The 19,101-nt window shown below is 37.9% G+C and carries 23 protein-coding genes and 2 tRNA genes; 12 read left to right on the forward strand and 13 right to left on the reverse strand.

All coding sequences use genetic code 11. The features are described from left to right. Positions 1-29 precede the first annotated feature (29 nt). From prc to H5117_RS09465, 10 genes are all read right to left on the reverse strand, one after another. Positions 30-2,054, reverse strand: coding sequence for a carboxy terminal-processing peptidase (gene prc / locus H5117_RS09420; RefSeq protein ID WP_154903037.1), 2,025 nt, complete (start codon positions 2,052-2,054; stop codon positions 30-32). Positions 2,055-2,080: 26 nt separating this feature from the next. Then, the gene (gene proQ, locus H5117_RS09425) at positions 2,081-2,731 is read right to left on the reverse strand and encodes an RNA chaperone ProQ (protein WP_002961909.1); all 651 of its coding nucleotides are present in this window, start codon (positions 2,729-2,731) and stop codon (positions 2,081-2,083) included. Between the two features lie 15 nt (positions 2,732-2,746). Next, positions 2,747-3,025: a hypothetical protein gene (locus tag H5117_RS09430; RefSeq protein ID WP_002961910.1), complete on the reverse strand. Its 279-nt coding sequence runs from the start codon at positions 3,023-3,025 to the stop codon at positions 2,747-2,749. Then, on the reverse strand, positions 3,025-3,483 hold the full coding sequence (locus tag H5117_RS09435; protein ID WP_002961911.1) for a GAF domain-containing protein: 459 nt from the start codon (positions 3,481-3,483) through the stop codon (positions 3,025-3,027). The genes H5117_RS09430 and H5117_RS09435 overlap by 1 nt, the downstream gene beginning before the upstream one ends. Positions 3,484-3,611: 128 nt before the next feature. Further along, on the reverse strand, positions 3,612-3,992 hold the full coding sequence (locus H5117_RS09440; RefSeq protein ID WP_182737399.1) for a hypothetical protein: 381 nt from the start codon (positions 3,990-3,992) through the stop codon (positions 3,612-3,614). Between the two features lie 173 nt (positions 3,993-4,165). Beyond that, entirely contained in the window at positions 4,166-4,414 is a 249-nt protein-coding gene (locus H5117_RS09445; RefSeq protein WP_182737401.1) for a hypothetical protein, read from the reverse strand. A gap of 13 nt (positions 4,415-4,427) precedes the next feature. Then, positions 4,428-5,240, reverse strand: coding sequence for a CPBP family intramembrane glutamic endopeptidase (locus H5117_RS09450; RefSeq protein WP_182737403.1), 813 nt, complete (start codon positions 5,238-5,240; stop codon positions 4,428-4,430). A gap of 119 nt (positions 5,241-5,359) precedes the next feature. After that, a complete protein-coding gene (locus H5117_RS09455; protein ID WP_259404309.1) occupies positions 5,360-6,256 on the reverse strand; it encodes a LytTR family DNA-binding domain-containing protein in 897 nt (298 codons plus the stop codon). Between the two features lie 371 nt (positions 6,257-6,627). Continuing rightward, positions 6,628-6,718 (reverse strand) — tRNA-Ser (locus H5117_RS09460). An 83-nt stretch (positions 6,719-6,801) separates the two neighbouring features. Continuing rightward, positions 6,802-6,892 (reverse strand) — tRNA-Ser (locus H5117_RS09465). 251 nt (positions 6,893-7,143) lie between these two features. On the opposite strand from H5117_RS09465, the gene H5117_RS09470 reads away from it, so the two are divergent. The 7 genes from H5117_RS09470 to H5117_RS09500 are packed head-to-tail and all read left to right on the forward strand — an operon-like array spanning position 7,144 to position 10,283. Continuing rightward, positions 7,144-7,809, forward strand: a complete 666-nt coding sequence (locus H5117_RS09470) for a Bax inhibitor-1/YccA family protein (RefSeq protein ID WP_008133668.1) — start codon at positions 7,144-7,146, stop codon at positions 7,807-7,809. 55 nt (positions 7,810-7,864) lie between these two features. Continuing rightward, on the forward strand, positions 7,865-8,218 hold the full coding sequence (tusD, locus tag H5117_RS09475) for a sulfurtransferase complex subunit TusD (protein WP_182737405.1): 354 nt from the start codon (positions 7,865-7,867) through the stop codon (positions 8,216-8,218). Then, positions 8,215-8,571, forward strand: a complete 357-nt coding sequence (tusC, locus tag H5117_RS09480; protein WP_182696472.1) for a sulfurtransferase complex subunit TusC — start codon at positions 8,215-8,217, stop codon at positions 8,569-8,571. Before tusD ends, tusC begins: the two co-directional genes overlap by 4 nt. Next, a complete protein-coding gene (locus tag H5117_RS09485; protein ID WP_008133664.1) occupies positions 8,568-8,834 on the forward strand; it encodes a DsrH/TusB family sulfur metabolism protein in 267 nt (88 codons plus the stop codon). The genes tusC and H5117_RS09485 overlap by 4 nt, the downstream gene beginning before the upstream one ends. A 3-nt stretch (positions 8,835-8,837) precedes the next feature. Then, complete coding sequence (locus H5117_RS09490; RefSeq protein ID WP_007375712.1) at positions 8,838-9,167, forward strand: TusE/DsrC/DsvC family sulfur relay protein; 330 nt, start codon at positions 8,838-8,840, stop codon at positions 9,165-9,167. After that, positions 9,167-9,853, forward strand: coding sequence for a pseudouridine synthase (locus H5117_RS09495; protein ID WP_165723496.1), 687 nt, complete (start codon positions 9,167-9,169; stop codon positions 9,851-9,853). The genes H5117_RS09490 and H5117_RS09495 overlap by 1 nt, the downstream gene beginning before the upstream one ends. Next, positions 9,846-10,283, forward strand: coding sequence for an NUDIX hydrolase (locus H5117_RS09500; protein WP_182737408.1), 438 nt, complete (start codon positions 9,846-9,848; stop codon positions 10,281-10,283). Before H5117_RS09495 ends, H5117_RS09500 begins: the two co-directional genes overlap by 8 nt. A gap of 1 nt (position 10,284) precedes the next feature. On the opposite strand, the gene H5117_RS09505 is transcribed toward H5117_RS09500, so the two are convergent. Then, positions 10,285-11,556: a sensor domain-containing diguanylate cyclase gene (locus H5117_RS09505; protein ID WP_165723498.1), complete on the reverse strand. Its 1,272-nt coding sequence runs from the start codon at positions 11,554-11,556 to the stop codon at positions 10,285-10,287. A 361-nt stretch (positions 11,557-11,917) separates the two neighbouring features. On the opposite strand from H5117_RS09505, the gene mnmA reads away from it, so the two are divergent. The 5 genes from mnmA to H5117_RS09530 all read left to right on the forward strand — a co-directional run bounded on the left by mnmA (position 11,918) and on the right by H5117_RS09530 (position 16,881). Continuing rightward, the gene (gene mnmA / locus H5117_RS09510) at positions 11,918-13,018 is read left to right on the forward strand and encodes a tRNA 2-thiouridine(34) synthase MnmA (RefSeq protein ID WP_182737410.1); all 1,101 of its coding nucleotides are present in this window, start codon (positions 11,918-11,920) and stop codon (positions 13,016-13,018) included. Continuing rightward, the gene (gene hflD / locus H5117_RS09515; RefSeq protein WP_007375707.1) at positions 13,018-13,620 is read left to right on the forward strand and encodes a high frequency lysogenization protein HflD; all 603 of its coding nucleotides are present in this window, start codon (positions 13,018-13,020) and stop codon (positions 13,618-13,620) included. Before mnmA ends, hflD begins: the two co-directional genes overlap by 1 nt. Before the next feature lie 31 nt (positions 13,621-13,651). Beyond that, positions 13,652-15,022 carry an adenylosuccinate lyase gene (gene purB / locus H5117_RS09520; protein WP_149602566.1) on the forward strand — a complete coding sequence of 457 codons (1,371 nt, stop codon included), beginning with the start codon at positions 13,652-13,654 and terminating at the stop codon, positions 15,020-15,022. A gap of 88 nt (positions 15,023-15,110) precedes the next feature. Then, entirely contained in the window at positions 15,111-16,268 is a 1,158-nt protein-coding gene (locus H5117_RS09525; RefSeq protein WP_182737414.1) for a cupin domain-containing protein, read from the forward strand. A 154-nt stretch (positions 16,269-16,422) separates the two neighbouring features. Then, the gene (locus H5117_RS09530) at positions 16,423-16,881 is read left to right on the forward strand and encodes a GNAT family N-acetyltransferase (RefSeq protein ID WP_182719804.1); all 459 of its coding nucleotides are present in this window, start codon (positions 16,423-16,425) and stop codon (positions 16,879-16,881) included. A 62-nt stretch (positions 16,882-16,943) separates the two neighbouring features. Here H5117_RS09530 and H5117_RS09535 read toward each other — a convergent pair whose 3' ends face one another. Then, positions 16,944-17,390 carry a DUF4826 family protein gene (locus H5117_RS09535; protein WP_182737418.1) on the reverse strand — a complete coding sequence of 149 codons (447 nt, stop codon included), beginning with the start codon at positions 17,388-17,390 and terminating at the stop codon, positions 16,944-16,946. Between the two features lie 117 nt (positions 17,391-17,507). Next, on the reverse strand, positions 17,508-18,911 hold the full coding sequence (locus H5117_RS09540; protein ID WP_182737422.1) for a M28 family peptidase: 1,404 nt from the start codon (positions 18,909-18,911) through the stop codon (positions 17,508-17,510). Positions 18,912-19,101: the final 190 nt, after the last annotated feature.

Here is a 19,101-nt window from a genome sequence, read left to right on the forward strand (position 1 = left end):
CGCCTTTTTTACAGAGGTAAAACCAGTTATTACTTTTTAGCTATACGACCATAATTAATATAATCTTGAGTAATTAATGCAGCCTCTTCCAAAAATGGGTCAAGCTCTTCAATTACTTCTGGTATATCGTCTAAGTTTTCTACCGGATCTTTACCTAAACGCTTAAGACGTTCGTTAGTACGTACAAGTGCACGTGCTTCACCTTCATCTTTTTCTTTAATACGGTCTGCTTCAACTAAAGAGATAGTTTTACGGTCTTTCTCTTCGTTGTATAAGGTAATGTCATTAAATACATAACCAAATTCTGGCTCTGATTTAATTCGTACTTCGTGTTGTTTTTCAAGGTACGTAATAATAGGTGTTAAATTACCTAGTTTTTTATATTTCGCTTTAACAATGCTGTCCCAAGGAAGTGCATTATCTTGCTTACTTTCGCCCCACTGTGCAGGATCAATTGCTGATGGAAACGAAATATCAGGGATAACACCTTTATGTTGCGTGCTACCACCGTTAATACGATAAAACTTAGCAATAGTATACTGTACACTGCCTAGCGCATTATCGTATAGGTCATAAGCACGGCCTAAGCCTTTGTGCTGCTGTACAGTACCCTTACCAAATGTTTGCTCACCAATAATTACAGCGCGACCGTAATCTTGCATTGCTGCTGCGAATATTTCAGAAGCAGATGCACTGTAACGATCAACTAACACAGTTAAAGGGCCGTCATAGTAAGTTATACCATCACGATCTTTTTGCTCTTCTATACGGTTATTTAAGGTATGAATTTGAACAACTGGGCCCTGGTCAAAAAATAAACCTGACAATTGTGTTGCTTCATATAATGAACCACCACCATTTTGGCGCAAGTCGATAATAATACCATCAACCTTTTCTTCTTTAAGCTTAGCAAGTTCTACTTTTACATCTTTCGAAAGATTATTGTAAAAGCCAGGAATTTCAATCACCCCAATTTTACTTGTTAAATCAGAATATTTTGCTTCAAATACTTCTGATTTAGCCGCTCTATCTTCAAGTCTGATTTTATCGCGAGTGATTTCTACAACTTTCGGAGCGCCGTGAGCATCAACACCTTTTAAATACTGTAGACGTACTTTAGTCCCTTTAGGACCTTTAATTAAATCAACTACGTCATCTAAACGCCAGCCAATTACATCTACAAACTCTTCGCCATCTTGAGCAACACCAATAATGCGATCATCAGCTTTAATTTGATCTGTTTTATCTGCAGGGCCTCCCGGCACTAAGCTGCGAATAACAGTGTAATCTTCATCAGGGCTTAATACGGCACCAATGCCCTCAAGCTCTAAGTCCATATCCATTTTGAATTGCTCTGCACGACGTGGCGATAAATAAGACGTATGCGCCTCAATACTGCGTGCTAGCGAATTCATAACAATTTGAAAAGCATCTTCTGAATTTGATTGTACTAAACGTTTTTCTGCATTTTTGTAGCGTTTGGTCAGCACTTCTTTAATGCCTTCCCAATCTTTACCCGTCATTTTTAAACGCAGTGCGTCGTACTTTACACGCTCACGCCAAATTTCATCAAGCTCAGCTTGTGACGCAGGCCATGCTGAATCTTCACGGTCAAAAAAGTATTCATCTTCTTTATCAAACGTCATCTCTTTTTCAAGCAGAGTAAGTGAATACTCGTAACGTTCAAAACGGCGTTTAAGACTTAAGTTAAAAATATCAAACGTAAAGTCTAATTTACCGGTAGTAATAGCGTTATCAAAGTCATCACGATATTGCTCAAATGAGGCGATATCGCTGGCTAAGAAAACGCTTTTATTAAAATCAAGGGATTCGATATAACGATCGTACACTTTACTAGAAAGCTCATCGTTAAATCGAACCGGTGTATAGTGTGAACGAGCAAATAAGCTAGCCACTCGTTTGCTAGCAGTACCATGTTGACTCTCTTGCTTGAGCTGGGGTAAATCGTCAATAGTGACGGCTTCTACAGCAGCAAATAATGAACCTGAAAACAGGGCAGCAACTAACGGAATGAGCGTAAACTTTTTACTCATACACAACTCCTTAATTTATTTACAACTTAAACAATGTATAAGCTGTCAGCTTTGGTTTTAACTTGCATACCTGTTACTAACTCAACATGAACATCATCTTTGTTCACTTCAGTTATTACTGCATTTACAAGTGCTTGGCCAAGTTTAACCTTAACCTTATTATTAACCTTGACCTCAGTTGCTGGCAAAGGTTCAATTTTTCCTGAACGCTTAGCCGGCGCTGCTTTAGCAGGTTTGTTAGCTGCAGGAGCGTTTTTATCGCCTGGTTTGCTAGCATGAGCTGGTTTTTTCTTGAAAGATTTAGAATCTGAATCTTGGCGAGGACGCTGTTGTTTTTTGCGTTTAGCCATTTTAGCGCGGCTTTCTTCCAATGCTTTTTGTGCATGGTCGATATGCTCTTGCTCAACTTTTTCACCTTGATTACCATCAAGATCAATACGAAACTCTGACTTGGTCACAGCTTCTAAATAACGCCAGTTAGACGTGTATTTTCTAAGCGCTTGACGAACTTGAGTCTTACTTACTTTTTCAGACCCTTCAATACGCTCAGCAATATCTTTAAAAATACCTACTTTAAGCGGCTTGATGCCATCTTTTTGTTTAAAACATTGTGGGAATTCTTGATATAAAAATTCCAACACTTCATTAATATCTTTTAGCTTGTTTGTGGTTTCCATTTTAGAACCTATTTTTCACATCTTTTCATCAAGGGACGAATCGACGTAGTGTGTTACCCAGTCGACCAACTCTTCGAAATCGGCTTCTATAACAGCCATATCACCTCGAAGGTGTTCCCAAATACCATTAATTGTTTCATCAATAAATTCACATTCTGAATCATCTGGAAGACGATCCCATGCAATATGAATCAAATCATTGAGCGTTTCCGCTACATGTTCTTCTTCGCCTTCCCAGTCGCCAACATCTTGTACAGCAAATAGGTAGTCTTGAACATTTAGCAAATCTTTCATTACAAGCTCGCCTCTAAGCATTTTACTAATGCTTCTAGACCGGCTTTATCGTCAGCATCAAATCGACCAATACTCGGACTATCAATGTCTAGTACAGCAAATACTTTACCATGTTTCATGATAGGTACAACTACTTCAGAATTAGACGCTGCATCACAGGCTATGTGGCCGTCAAAAGCGTGAACATCTTCAATTAATTGTGTTTCTACGGTTGCCGCAGCAGTTCCGCATACACCTTTTCCTACTGGAATACGAATGCATGCAGGGTTACCTTGAAACGGACCAAGTACTAATTCAGTAGGAGAATCCATAAAGTAAAAGCCCGCCCAATTTACATCCTCTAAAGAGGTAAATAACAGCGCGCTTATGTTTGCCATATTGGCAATTACATTGGATTCACCAGCTATCAGCGATTCAGTTTGCTTAACTAATGACTGGTAAAAATCGTGCTTTTGCATACCAAACTACTTCTTATTAAACATACAGTAGCTAAAGGTACTCTTTGTCGTGAAAAATTGGAACCTTTTGGAGGTAAAAAAAAGGAAATCACACCGTTTATCAGTGCGCTTGGTTAATAATGCTGCGATTATTTTTTTGCCGCTTTACGAAGACCAAACAAAAACAGCCCTGCAGCGAATGCTGACATTACACTATTGATCAAAAATATCTCGCCAGTTGTGGCACTTAATAAGTAACTAAATATCGCTCCGCCTAGTAATCCAAGAGTTAATACCCCTGAATAATTAACTTTAGAATACTTAAACATGAGTAAATACCCAGGCACAACAAAAGCAGCCATTGTTAAGCCTACTATGTGTGCATTTGATATAGCAGTCATTAATAAGGTAAGAAATATTGATACAAACTCGCCTTCAAGCGTAAGTGAGTAATAAACACCAAGTAAACTGCCTACAATAACAGGCGATAATAACGAAAGCCCTACGCTTTTTGCTAGCTGATGTTTCATTTAAAATCCTTAATACACAAATCTAAATTCTATGTATAAAGCATGCACCAAGATCTAAAGGTTAGAAACAGAGACTATGGTCGTAATTTATGATTAAAAATAAACCTTATTGCAGTTTGAGCCTATTACTTTATTAATAGGCTCATAAGTTTGGGTCACACTTATCAAAATGTTTATAACTTAGCTATTTTATTTGATAACTCAAAATGGCTAGATGTTACTATTTCCTCAAGCACTGCCACCCTTTTGCTCAACATCGCTGTTTGTTCCTCTAATTTTGTTATCTTGTTATTATTATTTAGTCCTTTAAATTTTGCGTGCGCTGCCATTGTTGTAGTTTTATAGGTGAAATAACGTTTAGTAATAGTAAGAATCAAAAAGGGTGAGCTAAATATAATTATTACAATAAATAATTCTAGCATGGTCGTTTCCCACTCAGTTTAAGTTAGCTTGTTGCGTGTAAAGGCCATTTTTAGTGCATTGAAATAATTTTGATAATGTAACTTCGCGCTGCTTTCCTCGTCGAATTAGCATCTCAACATACACAATACTTAACACAATGGCTGTTGCTTTAAATAAGTTACCTTGTAGATCACCTACTGCGCCACCCGACATACCAAATATTCCGTAAGCTGCATTCATAAAAATATGCATCCACATAGGAAACCAAATACGATAACCACATTCACAATATAACCACGCAAACCATGTACCTGCTACAGTAGTGATTGCAACCGCCATCAAAGCAGAAATCGCATCATTGCCTTGATAAATATGGCCCAGACCAAATATTACTGAATTAATTAATGCCGCAGGCACAAAGCCCCATCTACAATATTTAAATAAAACACCAAACAATGCAGCCCTAAAAATTAGCTCTTCAAAAAAACCCGCATAAACTGAGCCGGTTATTATTGCTGGTATTGATAGGTTAAGTTCATCACTCAAAAATCCATAACCTATTGCCATAGGAGTACAACAAATAATTGCTGCAAGTGCATAGTTAATAAAACCAGAGGAATTGAGCCCTATAGTTTCAAAAGGCTCACTTTGTTTAAACAAAATAATAGCCGCAATAACTAACGGTCCATATAAAAAAGTATATTTAGCGGGGGTAAATAAAATGCCAGTTAGATTATCAAGTTCAGACAACCAGCTAGACCAACCTTCTCCCCAAAACTGCCTCATTACATAGTGGCAAAATACAAATATAGAAATTATTACAAATGCCTTGATAGCGTATTTCATATCTACTTTTCTCGTTAAGTTGTAAATTTCAACTTAATCTTGGCAATAGTAAAAATACAAAGCGACCTATTAGGTCTCAATTACAAGACGAGGTATAAAGCCCATGTTTTAGGGGGGGATTAACATGTTTTTGGGATTAATGACAAAGCATCTTTTATTACTTTTACATAAGAACGAGACACAGGAATTTTAATATCAATTGTATGTAGCGATAATTGCAACCCTCCAGCATTACCACTGTAGTGTTGAATGTTTTGCAGGTTGACCGCATAAGAACGGTGGCATCGTAATATAATTGTTTTTTCTGGAAGCTGCTTTAATAAACCGCTAAGAGATACACGTAATAGTTTACGTGAAGTTGAAGCTCCTTCTTGTATTGTTATTTCACAATAGTTGTCTGAAGATTTAATAAATAAAATATGGTGAGGAGCCGTATTAATTTCGTCGTTTTTGTTATCGCCTTTGAGAGTAATTGTCTTTAACTCAACTTCTCTCAACTGCTCTTGAGCAACGCTAACTGTACTTGGCTTAGTTAAATCTATTACATGCCTATTTACCACAAGTAAAAAAATAAGAGGAAATACACCAATACAAAAAATATACCCTACAAAAAGTAATTGATTCTGCCAATGCCAAGATCCAAGTACAGCAACCACAAAATACCCATGATTGAATATCGCAGTAATTAAAATATATGTGATAGGAAAAATAATTAAACGGTTTAATTTACTTAGCTTAAACTTAAGTAACACTATTTCTATGAAACCTGACAATAGCAAAGCACAAAAGGTTACTAACCCATAGCCAAAAAGCCGCAGAAACTTGTAAGACTCGGTATCGCTTGAAGTGCCAAAAGGTTGAAATACAAAAAGTACAAAAAGCGTTATAAACGAAAACATGACGGCACGATATACAACTAACTTTCTCGAATCTAGATCATCTTTGAGCCACAACATCCTATTTTGCATACCTTTAATCCACCAATATTTAAAAATAACACACATTAATATGTGCATTCCAACTCATTTAAAGTTTTTTGTGATGGTCGTTTTATTAAAAACAAAAATAGGAAGAGAACATCAACGTTTTTTAACATCAGAAGATGATGTGTGAGCAATTCTATCTGCTTTTAAGGTTTTACTAATAAGAGATAAGAGATGTAATACCAATTCGCTTAATTAAGTGATCTATTTAGAGGGCGGAAAAACGTGTTTACAGCTAGGCAATAAATTCGCTATTTAGTTGTTCAAAATGAGAATTTTTTAACGCAGGGAGCGACACGTTTAGCCCCGCAAAATGATTAAGTATTATTGCGGATTGGTATAAGTGTACTGATTTTGTTCCAAACACAAAAAAGCCCGCTAAATTAGCGGGCTATTCTGTTATATGGTGGAGAGATAGGGATTTGAACCCTAGATGGGCTATAAACCCATGCCGGTTTTCAAGACCGGTGCATTCGACCACTCTGCCATCTCTCCGATAGTGCTAAGTTAAAAGTAAGAGTGTACTAATAACTATTTAAATGAATGATATTTTAATTACCACACACTTATTAAATAAGTGGTGGAGAGATAGGGATTTGAACCCTAGATGGGCTATAAACCCATGCCGGTTTTCAAGACCGGTGCATTCGACCACTCTGCCATCTCTCCGCACGGCCTGCATAATAGGGAAACCCATCCCTTTTGTGAAGCTTTTTTTTAAATTAATTGTTTAAGTGCCTAAAAAACAATTAATTTGTTTAAAGTTAAAACAAAATGTTTTTAATTTAGCCGTCAATATACTTTTATTTAAATATTTAACTCTATTGATCTACAAAGGTTTGCCCAAACATATAAGAGTTGGTAATCTAATTTTAGTTAAATTATCGAAACACACACGTTTCACTTAAAGGAGCTCTACAATGGCGTTTAATCAATCGTACAATACCGCGAAACCGGTAATGTCTACCATTGAAACAAACAAGGTACTTAAAAACACCTACTTTTTACTAGCTATGACACTTGCATTTAGTGCAGTTACAGCCGGTATTTCAATGGCACTACAATTACCTTACTTTATGGGAATTGTGTTTACACTCGTTTCGTTCGGTTTATTATTTGTTGTAAATAAAAAAGCAGATACAGCATCTGGTGTATTTTGGGTGTTTGCTTTCACAGGTTTAATGGGGGCAGGCTTAGGTCCATTGCTTAACCATTATGCTGCATTACCTAATGGCCCAATGCTTATTATGCAAGCCTTAGGTTCTACAGCGCTTATCTTTTTTGGTTTATCTGCTTATGCACTAAATACTAAAAAAGACTTCTCATTCATGGGTGGCTTTTTAACTGTTGGCTTAATCGTTGTGATTGTAGCAAGCATCGTTAATATTTTTATTGGCAGTTCATTGATGTTTATGGTGCTTAATGCAGCAGTTGTACTGATTATGTCTGGTTTGATTTTATTTGATACAAGCCGAATCATAAACGGTGGTGAAACTAACTACATTCGCGCAACAGTGTCTTTATACCTAAGCGTATATAACTTATTTACTTCTTTGCTTGCTCTACTTGGCGCAAGTGATGACTAATTAAATAGTTCTGTTAAAATAGCCCCTTTATTGGGGCTTTTTTATTGGAATTGTTTTGGCACGCTTTGTTCTTTCATTACATACACCACCATCCGATCACGATACCACGCAACGCATAGTTAAATTTGCGAATGCATGTTTAGCCCAAGGGCACACCATTGATGCTATTTTTTTATACCAGCAAGGTATTTATCATGCATCTACCCACTTTGATTTATCCTCAGACGAACTTCAAATTTCAGCACTTTGGCAGCAACTCGCTGATCAAAAACTAAATTTAATGCTGTGTGTTACCGCCGCGCAAAAGCGCGGGTTAGATATTAAAAACACAGGTGTATTTAGAGTCGCAGGGTTAGCTGAATTTGCAATGCTTGCAAGCGACGCAGATAAATGGGTGCAATTTAAATGATAAACGTATTAGTAATGAGTCAGTGCAGCCCATTTGACGATTTAAATATTCGTGATGCACTAGATATGACATTGATTTTTGCTGCTGTTGACCAAAATGTAAGTTGGTTGTTTAGCGGCCCCGCCGTTTTAGCTTTAAAAAAGCATCAGCAACCAAACAATATTGGCTTAAAAGACCTTTTTAAAAATATTAAAACACTCGAAATTTATGATGTTGAAAACATTTTCGTGTGTGAAAAATCATTGCTTGATTATGGTTTAAATAAACATGATTTACTCATAGAGGCAAAAGCTCTTAACTTTAGTCAACAACAAACACTAATTAAAGCGCAGCAACATGTGGTGAACCTATGAGTACGTTACATATTTTTTCAAAGCCGCTTAACTATTACTCGGCAAATCAGCTTGAGAATTTAATTTTATCAGGCGATAAGGTACTACTTGTTGGTGATGCCTGCTTTGCAAAAAAACAATTTAGGCAATTTGCAGATACACTGTTAATACTTGAACAAGACGCGCAAGTACGTGCAATAAAGTTAGCAGATAACGATAAAGCAATTAGCTATGAAGACTTTGTGGCACTCACTTTATCAACTAATCAATCAATTACGTGGTAACTCATGCTTGAATTTAACAACCAACAGATTGAAACCGACAAACAAGGCTACTTGCTCGACCATACTTTATGGTCAAAGGAGCTGGCGCCTGTAATTGCTACTCAAGAAAACATCACACTTAGTGAGCAACACTGGGAAGTCATTAATTTTGTTCGTGATTTTTACATTGAATATAACACCAGCCCAGCAATTAGAATGCTTGTAAAAGCAATGGCTAAAGCACTCGGTGAAGATAAAGGAAATAGCCTTTATTTATATAAATTATTTCCTAAAGGCCCAGCCAAGCAAGCAACAAAAATTGCCGGATTACCAAAACCAGCTAGGTGCATATAATGAGAGCTAAATCAGGCAATAATCAAGCAACACAAACCAAGCCAAAAAGAAGTACTGGGCGTACTTATTCACGCAGTGCACTTAACAAAACGCCATCTGGTAAAAGAGAAATAAAGCCGCAGATAGCATCTAAAGACAGAAAAATTGTGTTATTCAACAAGCCGTTTGATGTGCTATGTCAATTTACGGATGACGCAGACAGAAAAACGCTTGCAGAGTTTATACCTATTAAAGAAGTTTACGCAGCAGGAAGGTTAGACAGAGACAGTGAGGGTTTATTGCTTTTAACAAACTGTGGGAAACTACAAAACACCTTAACTGCTCCTGATAAAAAAACGAATAAAACCTACTGGGCACAAGTTGAGGGTGAACCAACGAGTGAATCAATTAATGATTTATGTAATGGCGTAGAACTTAAAGACGGGCTTACACTCCCCGCTAACGTTAAAATAATTGATGAGCCAACAATTTGGGCGCGTAATCCCCCTGTACGCGAGCGAAAAGCAATCCCTACCACTTGGCTAAGTATTACCATTAATGAAGGTAGAAACAGACAAGTTCGTCGAATGACCGCGCATATTGGACACCCTACACTTCGCCTCATCCGCTATAGCATTGGCAACTATACGTTGGATGATATTAATTGTGGTGAATACAAAGTAATTAAGGGCGTAGTTGATGCATAAACCGCATGTCACAGTTGCAGCAATAGTAAAAAAGCAAAATGAGTTTTTACTTGTAAAAGAGCGCGATAAATTTACAAAGCAGGTTTGTTACAATCAACCTGCTGGTCATTTAGAACAAAACGAAACTCTTGCACAAGCCGCAAGCAGAGAGCTACTTGAAGAAACAGGCTTAGCGCTTGAGCCAGTCGGCTTTTTAGGTGTGTATAATTTGCATGCCGAAAATGGAGTGCACTATTTGCGATTCTGCTTTTTATTTGAAGCACCTAATAATATAAAAGCACCAACACCAATAGATTCTGACATTATCAGTGCTAATTGGCATACATTAGAGCAAATAAAATCATTACCGCTTAGGAGCCCTTTAGTGCTCAAGTGTATTAACGACAGCCTGAATCGACCAGCGTTAAGCTTAGAAACCATTTACAATTGATTTACTCAGAGCTTAGCGCTATACAATTACGCCCTTGTTTTTTAGCATAATACAGGGCGTTATCAGCGGCCTTAACAAAGCTGACTTCATTACTATTTGTATAGTTGCTGATGGTATTAATACCCATACTTATAGATAAAAATCCGGTAAAGCTATCCTGGTGAGCAATAGCTAAGCTTTCTACAGCTTTTTGTATTTGCTCAGCTATAAACAACGCTCCTTGCCTATCCGTTTGTGGAAGTAAAACAACAAATTCTTCTCCACCATAGCGAGCCACAAAATCTTCTGGGCGACTAACCGTTGAAGCAATTTTTTGAGCCACGTCATATAAGCACGTATCGCCCGCTACATGCCCATACCGGTCATTAAATTGCTTAAAATGGTCAATATCAATAATAATCATCGATAGCATGCCTTCGCATTCTTTTGCTCGTTCAAACTCATGCGTTAGCTTTTCATCAAACCGACGCCTATTCGCAATTTTGGTTAATGCATCCAAAAAGGCCATATCCCTGAGTATATCTTCTGCTTCTAAGCGCTCTGTTGCATCATTAAAAACAGCTAAAAACTCTTCACCTATATCAATCCCTGAAATTTCCATCATCACTTGTGAGCCATCACGACAAGAAACTCGATAGTTATTTGCGGGTATGTCGTTATTGTTATTTAGTGCCTTTTCAAGTGAGTCTTGCCACAGCTCTTTTGCAAGTGCTCTGTATTGGGGATCTGGATACGCTTTTTCCCACCATGATTTAAGATTTGGCACATCTTCTACTGTATAACCAAAAACATCTACAAAACGTTGATTAACTTTCAAAATATCACCCGTCTTGGCACATACATTACATACAGGCATTGGCAAAACGGTAAATAACCTAGCGTAGTGACTTATCTCATGTTTGCGCATAGGGTTGAGTGTACTTTGAGGTAAGTAACTCATTGGCATATCACTTTTTTCTATACTAAGCTTTTCGTCCATTTCTAAAGCGAAATACCATTCTAGCCACCAGTGCTCTACATGATCAAGCACCTTTAACTCAACGTTTTTTTTAACTGTTGAACCTTTTATTAAGCTAAATAACTCATGTACATGGTTTGGCTCTTGGTAAATATGAGGGTTTTTGAGTTTTATTAACTCATAAAAAAGATGATAGGCTGATTTTTTAAACTCTGTCGTTTTGCTAGAAAGTAATTCGCTATCCACAAAATCAGGTTTTCGTGTGTAATGCTCAACTAAAGAATTTATCTTGTTTATTTGATAGGCATAATTCATATATTCATTCCATTGACTATATTTCAAGAGGCTTTAAAGTGGTTTACATTCATATACTAACCACTATTTTATTTTTATTAAGTGTATATTTACTCTAGTAGTTTTAAAAGAAAATACTATTAATAAAACTCAATAACTACATGAATTATTCTATAGTCTTAATTTATTAGTAAAGATCACTTTAATATTACTAAAGTTACAGCCTGATAATGCGTTTAAGTCTAGTTTGCTATTTGTTATACAAATAAAATAGTGACAAATTATGTCCTTTGCCGCCCTACGCTCTTTAAGCACAAACAAAATACATGCTATAATCGCGGCCTTTCCAAGTTAACAGCAATCTGTATAAGCGAAATTATTCATGAGCGAAAATAGTCACATTAAAGTCATTGTTGGCATGTCCGGCGGTGTTGATTCTTCTGTATCTGCATATTTATTACAACAACAGGGCTACCAAGTAGAAGGCCTGTTTATGAAGAACTGGGAAGAAGACGACAATGATGAATACTGTGCCGCCGCTGATGACTTAAAAGATGCACAAGCCGTGTGCGACAAATTAGGCATTGAGCTTCACACAGTAAACTTTGCTGCTGAATACTGGGATAATGTATTTGAGTACTTTTTAGCAGAGTACAAAGCGGGTCGTACGCCAAACCCAGATATAATGTGTAATAAAGAAATTAAATTTAAAGCCTTTTTAGAATTTGCGGCTCAAGCACTCGGTGCTGACTTTATTGCAACCGGACACTACGTTCGCCGTGAACTTCGCGATGACAAATACGTAATGTGTCGCGGACTTGATAACAATAAAGATCAAAGCTACTTCTTATATACCCTAAGCCATGAACATATTGGCCAAACCTTATTCCCTGTAGGCGATATCGAAAAACCAGAAGTGCGCAGCATAGCAGAAGAACAAGACCTAATCACTCACGATAAAAAAGACAGCACCGGAATTTGCTTTATCGGTGAGCGTAAATTTAAAGACTTTTTACAAAAGTTCTTACCAGCGCAACCTGGCGTTATCGAAGACACTGACGGTAATAACGTAGGCGAGCACGAAGGCTTAATGTACCACACACTTGGACAACGCAAAGGCTTGTTAATTGGTGGTATGAAGGAAGGTTCTGGCGAACCATGGTACGTAGTTGATAAAGATTTAGAACGTAACGTACTTGTTGTTGGCCAAGGCAAAGATCACCCTCGCCTATACAGTAATGGTCTTAATGCAAACCAATTACATTGGGTAGACCGCGTTGGCCCTAAAGGTACCACTCGCTGCACAGTTAAAACACGTTACCGCCAAGAAGACTTAAGCTGTACCCTACTTGTAGGTGAAGACGGCATGGCTCGTGTATTATTTGATGAACCACAAAAAGCAGTTACGCCAGGTCAATCTGCTGTATTTTATGCAGAAGATGTGTGTTTAGGTGGTGGTATTATTGACTCGGTGATTAAGTAATGAATGAACACCAAGTCATGGCGCTTGCCGCCATGTGCCAGGTTGCTAAGCAAGTTCAAAAAATTGCCCAGTACGGCAGTAATAATGAGCACGACTTAGAAGTATTACTTTCAAGCATTATTCAAACATCACCGGCATCGCCAGAAGATGTTTACCAAGGTACTGACAACTTACGTGATGGCTATAAAACATTAATGGCGCAGCTAACTGCTGGCGCTCAAAAAGATGTTGAAATAGTAAAATACGTAGGTGGTTTGATGCAGCTTGAGCGAGCACTAAGTGCAAACGACAAAAGCTTAAACGAATTAGGCAAACGAATTGATGATATTCATCGTCGTTTAGATCATTTTGCTATTACCGACGAGAGCGTTGTTGCCGGTTTAGCAGATATATACTCGTCGGTGCTGAGCCCCCTTGGGCACCGAATACAGGTTTATGGTAAACCCGAGTTATTAAAACAGCAGCTCACTCAAAATAAAATCCGTGCGTTATTATTAGCCGGCATTAGAAGTGCAGTATTATGGCGACAAATGGGCGGTAAACGCCGTCACTTTTTCTTTGCAAAAAGAAAAATACTCGCCATTGCTAAAACAAAAATTTAACTATCGTTCAAACTAAAATTTAGGAGTTATTATGGAGCTTTCAGCGTTAACGGCTATCTCTCCAGTGGATGGTCGCTACGGCAGCAAAACCACTGAACTACGCAGTATTTTCAGCGAATTTGGCTTAATTAAATACCGCGTAATTGTTGAAGTGCGTTGGTTGCAAGCGTTAGCTGCAGCAAGCGATATAAAAGAAGTACCTGCATTTAGCGAAGAAGCTAATGCACTTCTAAACGCCATTGTAGATAACTTCAGCGAAGCTGATGCACAGCGCGTTAAAGATATTGAACGCACTACAAACCACGATGTTAAAGCGGTTGAATACTTATTAAAAGAAAAAGTAGCCGATAACAGTGAGCTTCATGCAATCAATGAATTTATTCACTTCGCTTGTACTTCAGAAGATATTAACAATCTATCTCATGGTTTAATGCTTAGCGAAGCACGTAACAAGGTTTTGCTTCCTTATTGCGATGAGCTTTTAAGCGCAATTAAAGAAAAAGCGATTGAGTACAAAGCAATCCCAATGATGACTCGTACGCACGGGCAACCAGCTACACCATCAACGATGGGTAAAGAGTTTGCTAACGTATACATGCGTTTAAAGCGTCAACGAGACCAAATTGCTCAAGTAGAAATGCTAGGTAAAGTTAACGGTGCTGTTGGTAACTACAACGCTCACCTTAGTGCATACCCAGATTACGACTGGCATACTCACGCAGATAAATTTGTATCAAGCTTAGGTTTAACACTTAACCCATTTACTACACAAATTGAACCGCATGACTATATTGCAGAGTTGTTTGACGCAATTGCACGTTTTAATACTATTTTGCTCGATTTTGACCGTGACATGTGGGGTTACATCGCACTTAATCACTTTAAGCAAAAAACAATTGCGGGCGAAATTGGCTCATCTACAATGCCGCATAAAGTTAACCCAATTGATTTTGAAAACTCAGAAGGTAACTTAGGTTTAGCAAACGCTATTTTTGCTCATCTTGCACAAAAATTACCAGTTTCTCGCTGGCAGCGTGACCTTACCGATTCAACGGTATTACGTAACTTAGGTGTAGGTATGGGTTATGCGATCATTGCATACCAATCAACACTTAAAGGTGTAAGCAAGCTTGAAGTAAACGAGCAACGTTTAGCTGACGAGCTTGATCAAAACTGGGAATTGCTAGCCGAGCCGATTCAAACAGTTATGCGTAAATATGGTATTGAAAAGCCATACGAAAAACTTAAAGATTTAACACGCGGCAAACGTGTAAATCAAGAAATAATGGCTGACTTTATCGATGGTCTTGACCTTCCAGAGCACGCTAAAGTAGAAATGAAAAAACTAACACCTGCTAATTACATTGGTCGTGCTGTTGAGTTTATTGATGATTTAGTTTAAAAACTAAATTGCTCTTTTAAAAAGCGAAAGGATCATCCTTTCGCTTTTTTTGTTTTAACCCCATTGCACTAACTAGTAGGCATAATGTATGTATCATTTAAAAATAAATAATTTGTCTGAGCAAGAGTTTTTAAGCCATTTTTGGCAAAAAAAGCCGCTTTTAATCAAACAAGGTTTTGCTGATTTTCAAGACCCACTTGATGCTAATGAACTTGCCGGTCTCGCAATGGAAGAAAGCATAGAGTCACGTATTATCACCAATCATGAAAATGATTGGCAAACGCACCAAGGTCCATTTGAAGACTTTGAAAAGTTAACAGACGAAAATGCCACCTTATTAGTGCAAGCTGTTGATCATTGGCATCCTGAAGCTGCACAACTACTAGAGCCATTTAGGTTTATTCCAAACTGGCGCATAGATGATTTAATGATTAGCTATTCAACGCCTAATGGTGGTGTTGGCCCACATTTAGACCAATATGACGTATTTATTATTCAAGGCGAAGGTAAACGTCATTGGCGCGTAGGTCTGCCCGATCCAACACTTAAGCAGTTTGCTCAAAACAAAAAATTACTGCAAGTAGAAGCATTTGAAGCCGTAATCGATTGCATATTAGAGCCTGGCGATATTTTATATATTCCACCAGGGTGCCCTCACGAAGGTTACGCTGTAGAAAATGCACTAAATTATTCAGTTGGTTTTAGGGCGCCAAACCAACAAGATTTATTGTCGAGCTTTGCCGATCATATTATTGATACCGAAAGCGGACAAAAACGTTATACCGATCACAACATCACATTAAGAAAATCAAAGGGTGAACTTACAAACCTTGAAGTTGATAAAGTTAAAACATTGATGGCGGCACTTTTAGAAAATGACGATTTATTTAAACAATGGCTAGGCTCAACGCTTAGTCAGCCCAAACATGAAATGGATTTAGCGCCAGTAGAGCCTCCATTTACGTCAGAGCAAATAAGCGATGATTTAAGTAATGAAGAAGCAGTGTTTGAACGCTTAGGTGGCACACGCGCTATTTATCAGCAACTCGATACAGAAGTTTTACTAAGTGTAAATGGCGAAAATTACGCTATGCCGTTAACCGACTTAGCGGCGGTAAAACTACTTACCGATCATACTGAGTTTGAAAGTTCAGCATTAAATTTAATAAAGCCAAGTTTAGTTTTTACTCAAACTTTTACTACACTTGTTAATGAGGGGATCTGGTTTAATATAGACCACGAGTAATAATACCAATTTTATTAATAATGATGAGCACGTTACAGCGTAAAATATTATGTATACAGGTCAGTTAAAATTTTTAATTTTCATCTGATATTGGCTTAAATAATTTTGCTGTGATTGCTTACTCATTCTAATTTGGTATCAATAGGAGTTTGCAATGGGCTATCTGGTTGATAAGGTTGAATGGGATATAAAAAAAGATATGCTACAAAAAATTCGAGAGCGAGTTTTTGTTTACGAGTTACATATCCCCAAGCATATCGAGTTTGATAGCCTAGATAAAATTGCATTACATGTACTTGTTACAGACGATGCAAACTGCCCAATAGCAACAGGTAGATTATGTAAAGATGGCTTAATCGGCAGAATAGCTGTATTACCTGAGCACCGTAATCGCAAAGTATATACATCGCTTCTAAACTTTATTGTAGAATTAGCGTCAAACCAAGGTATTGAAGAAGTAAGCATTAATTGTATTTTAAATGAAGTAGAGCGTTTTAAGCGCAATGGTTTTATTCAGCAAGGGAATGTATTTATGGAGGCGGGAATTCCTAGGCAACGTATGCAATGCCCTGTTTCAGCGTTTAATACTACTCCCTTTACACTTGTCCATTAGATAAAGAAAAGGGCAATAAATAAGCTATCACCCTCTAATTTTTTACTTAACCCAAACTGTCGTTACTTTACCTCATTTGCCCACAGCGGTTCATTATCATACATTTCGTACAAGCCATGTGCTCTGTTTATAAGTAAGTTAGCAAAGTCTACCTGTGTTTTATCACGCGCGCCTGTACTCATAATCTGATCCGCTTTTAATTGCCACTGCAAAGAAAAGTAACGCATTGCATCACGAGCATCTGTAGCTGCACTTACTTCAGCATGATCTGTAGGTAACCGCCCTGTTACTACCCAATATGTTTTACCGTTCTGTGCTTTAAATTTCCACATTGCACAAAGTGGTGCTAAAAATCGACTGTCTTTATCAACTACTGATTTTGGCATAATGCCCTTTTCGGCTAAATGCTTTTGCGCTGTTTGAAAACATTCGCGTTGCCACTGCATTTTTTGCTCATCAGTTATAACTTGTTCTTTTGCTGTTAACGGCTTTTTTTCTTGTTGCTGCATTTTTATTAACCTTTTACTTCTTTTTTAACACTCTAAGGGCTTAGTAAATAAGGTGCAAGTATAAAACGGTCATTTGCACCTTAAAGCGCTCTGTTTGCTGTGTTTTTAGCCAAACTATTATTTTATATTGTGATCAAACGAACCCACATCACCCGCAAATACTACTGGCGACTCAACACCGTCTTTACTGACAGAGGCTACACCAAAGTAATAATTATCAATCACTACGTTTTTAAGTGTGTACTGTGAAACCTTACCAACGTATTTACTAAACTGCCATTGCGGCTCGCTCGTGTAACGCCAATAAATTTTATAGCCAGCAATATTTTCATCACTGCTTTGTTGCCATGAAAACGACGTATCAGCTGTAACAGCTCCCTTTATTTTAACTTCTTTTGGTGGTGCGGGCGCCCACGCCATAGATGCCATAGTTACCGCATTAAGTGAAGTTAACTTAGCCGTATAATCAAAATCAACGCCTTCAATAGTATCGCCATACTCAACGCCATTTTCAGTGCGTAAATCTTGATGCTGACGATCGTAGTGCTCGTTAGTTTCCATAATACGCACTGCTGCAAAACCTGCATCATTAAATGGACGATGATGCCCACCACGGCCAAATCTATCTAATCGATATACAAGCATTGTATCTAAGTTAGGAATGTATCTGTCAGCAATAGTATCTATGTAGCGCGCTAAATTTCGACTCGCCGAATCAACTTCACCACCTGTAAAGCGGCGAGTATTAGCTTGCTCTTTTGTTTCTACAACACGGGTACCTTCTGAAAATATACGCGCAGTTGTATTATCAGTTACCCCATTAATACCGGTAATATTGCCAATCATATCGTTGTTTAAAACGCCATGAACTTGCCAGTCATGCTTTTGTGCATAAGCCGTTAGTATTTTTCCGCCAAACAAACCCTGCTCTTCGCCCGAAAGCGCCGCGTAAACTACCGAACCATTAAATTTGTATTTACTTAAAACACGGGCAGCTTCAATTACTCCCGCCACACCTGATGCATTATCATTTGCCCCAGGTGAATCACTCGTAAAGTCCATAACATCACTTACACGAGAATCTATATCACCCGACATAATCACCATGCGATTAGGCTCGCTTGACCCTCGCTGAATAGCCACAATGTTAACCACTTCAACAGGATTAGGAATGCGCTTTTCGCCCGATATAGTGTCCTTTACTTCAATGATTTCCAAACAACCGCCACACTGCGCGGATATTTTTTCAAATTCTTTTTTTATCCAGCGCCTAGCCGCACCAATGCCTCGAGTATCCGATTTAGTTTCTGAAAGCGTATGGCGGGTACCGAAATCCACCAGCGTTTGAATGTCACTACCAATACGTTCGGCTGATACTTGAGCTGCTATGTCATGTAATTTTTGCTGTTCTGTGTATTGAAGTTGTGTTTTCCCATGTGCTGATAATGCAAGTGTGCAGGCACCTGCAATTGCAGTAAATTTAAGTAACGTTGTTGTGATTTTCAAAGGTGTTTTAAGCATCTATTAGCTCCTAATTATTATAGTGTAACCATTACTTAACTAAGATTTTATGGCAATACATTTGAGGTAGATGCAGAAAGGAGCACGCTAAAGCGCATTTACTAGAGGTTACTAGAGGTTACTAGGAAAGTAAAAAGCCCACTACCTTTAATAGGTACTGGGCCAAAATTTATTATGCATACTTTTAATG

The sequence above is a fragment of the Pseudoalteromonas sp. SG45-1 genome (assembly GCF_014164135.1).
GTDB classification, from domain to species: Bacteria; Pseudomonadota; Gammaproteobacteria; order Enterobacterales; family Alteromonadaceae; genus Pseudoalteromonas; species Pseudoalteromonas distincta.

Bases quoted from the DNA above. Each gene is read 5' to 3' on its own strand.
- prc (WP_154903037.1), bottom strand. From the start codon at position 2,054: ATGAGTAAAAAGTTTACGCTCATTCCGTTAGTTGCTGCCCTGTTTTCA.
- proQ (WP_002961909.1), bottom strand. From the start codon at position 2,731: ATGGAAACCACAAACAAGCTAAAAGATATTAATGAAGTGTTGGAATTT.
- H5117_RS09430 (WP_002961910.1), bottom strand. From the start codon at position 3,025: ATGAAAGATTTGCTAAATGTTCAAGACTACCTATTTGCTGTACAAGAT.
- H5117_RS09435 (WP_002961911.1), bottom strand. From the start codon at position 3,483: ATGCAAAAGCACGATTTTTACCAGTCATTAGTTAAGCAAACTGAATCG.
- H5117_RS09440 (WP_182737399.1), bottom strand. From the start codon at position 3,992: ATGAAACATCAGCTAGCAAAAAGCGTAGGGCTTTCGTTATTATCGCCT.
- H5117_RS09445 (WP_182737401.1), bottom strand. From the start codon at position 4,414: ATGCTAGAATTATTTATTGTAATAATTATATTTAGCTCACCCTTTTTG.
- H5117_RS09450 (WP_182737403.1), bottom strand. From the start codon at position 5,240: ATGAAATACGCTATCAAGGCATTTGTAATAATTTCTATATTTGTATTT.
- H5117_RS09455 (WP_259404309.1), bottom strand. From the start codon at position 6,256: ATGCACATATTAATGTGTGTTATTTTTAAATATTGGTGGATTAAAGGT.
- H5117_RS09470 (WP_008133668.1), top strand. From the start codon at position 7,144: ATGGCGTTTAATCAATCGTACAATACCGCGAAACCGGTAATGTCTACC.
- tusC (WP_182696472.1), top strand. From the start codon at position 8,215: ATGATAAACGTATTAGTAATGAGTCAGTGCAGCCCATTTGACGATTTA.
- H5117_RS09485 (WP_008133664.1), top strand. From the start codon at position 8,568: ATGAGTACGTTACATATTTTTTCAAAGCCGCTTAACTATTACTCGGCA.
- H5117_RS09490 (WP_007375712.1), top strand. From the start codon at position 8,838: ATGCTTGAATTTAACAACCAACAGATTGAAACCGACAAACAAGGCTAC.
- H5117_RS09495 (WP_165723496.1), top strand. From the start codon at position 9,167: ATGAGAGCTAAATCAGGCAATAATCAAGCAACACAAACCAAGCCAAAA.
- H5117_RS09500 (WP_182737408.1), top strand. From the start codon at position 9,846: ATGCATAAACCGCATGTCACAGTTGCAGCAATAGTAAAAAAGCAAAAT.
- H5117_RS09505 (WP_165723498.1), bottom strand. From the start codon at position 11,556: ATGAATTATGCCTATCAAATAAACAAGATAAATTCTTTAGTTGAGCAT.
- mnmA (WP_182737410.1), top strand. From the start codon at position 11,918: ATGAGCGAAAATAGTCACATTAAAGTCATTGTTGGCATGTCCGGCGGT.
- hflD (WP_007375707.1), top strand. From the start codon at position 13,018: ATGAATGAACACCAAGTCATGGCGCTTGCCGCCATGTGCCAGGTTGCT.
- purB (WP_149602566.1), top strand. From the start codon at position 13,652: ATGGAGCTTTCAGCGTTAACGGCTATCTCTCCAGTGGATGGTCGCTAC.
- H5117_RS09525 (WP_182737414.1), top strand. From the start codon at position 15,111: ATGTATCATTTAAAAATAAATAATTTGTCTGAGCAAGAGTTTTTAAGC.
- H5117_RS09530 (WP_182719804.1), top strand. From the start codon at position 16,423: ATGGGCTATCTGGTTGATAAGGTTGAATGGGATATAAAAAAAGATATG.
- H5117_RS09535 (WP_182737418.1), bottom strand. From the start codon at position 17,390: ATGCAGCAACAAGAAAAAAAGCCGTTAACAGCAAAAGAACAAGTTATA.
- H5117_RS09540 (WP_182737422.1), bottom strand. From the start codon at position 18,911: ATGCTTAAAACACCTTTGAAAATCACAACAACGTTACTTAAATTTACT.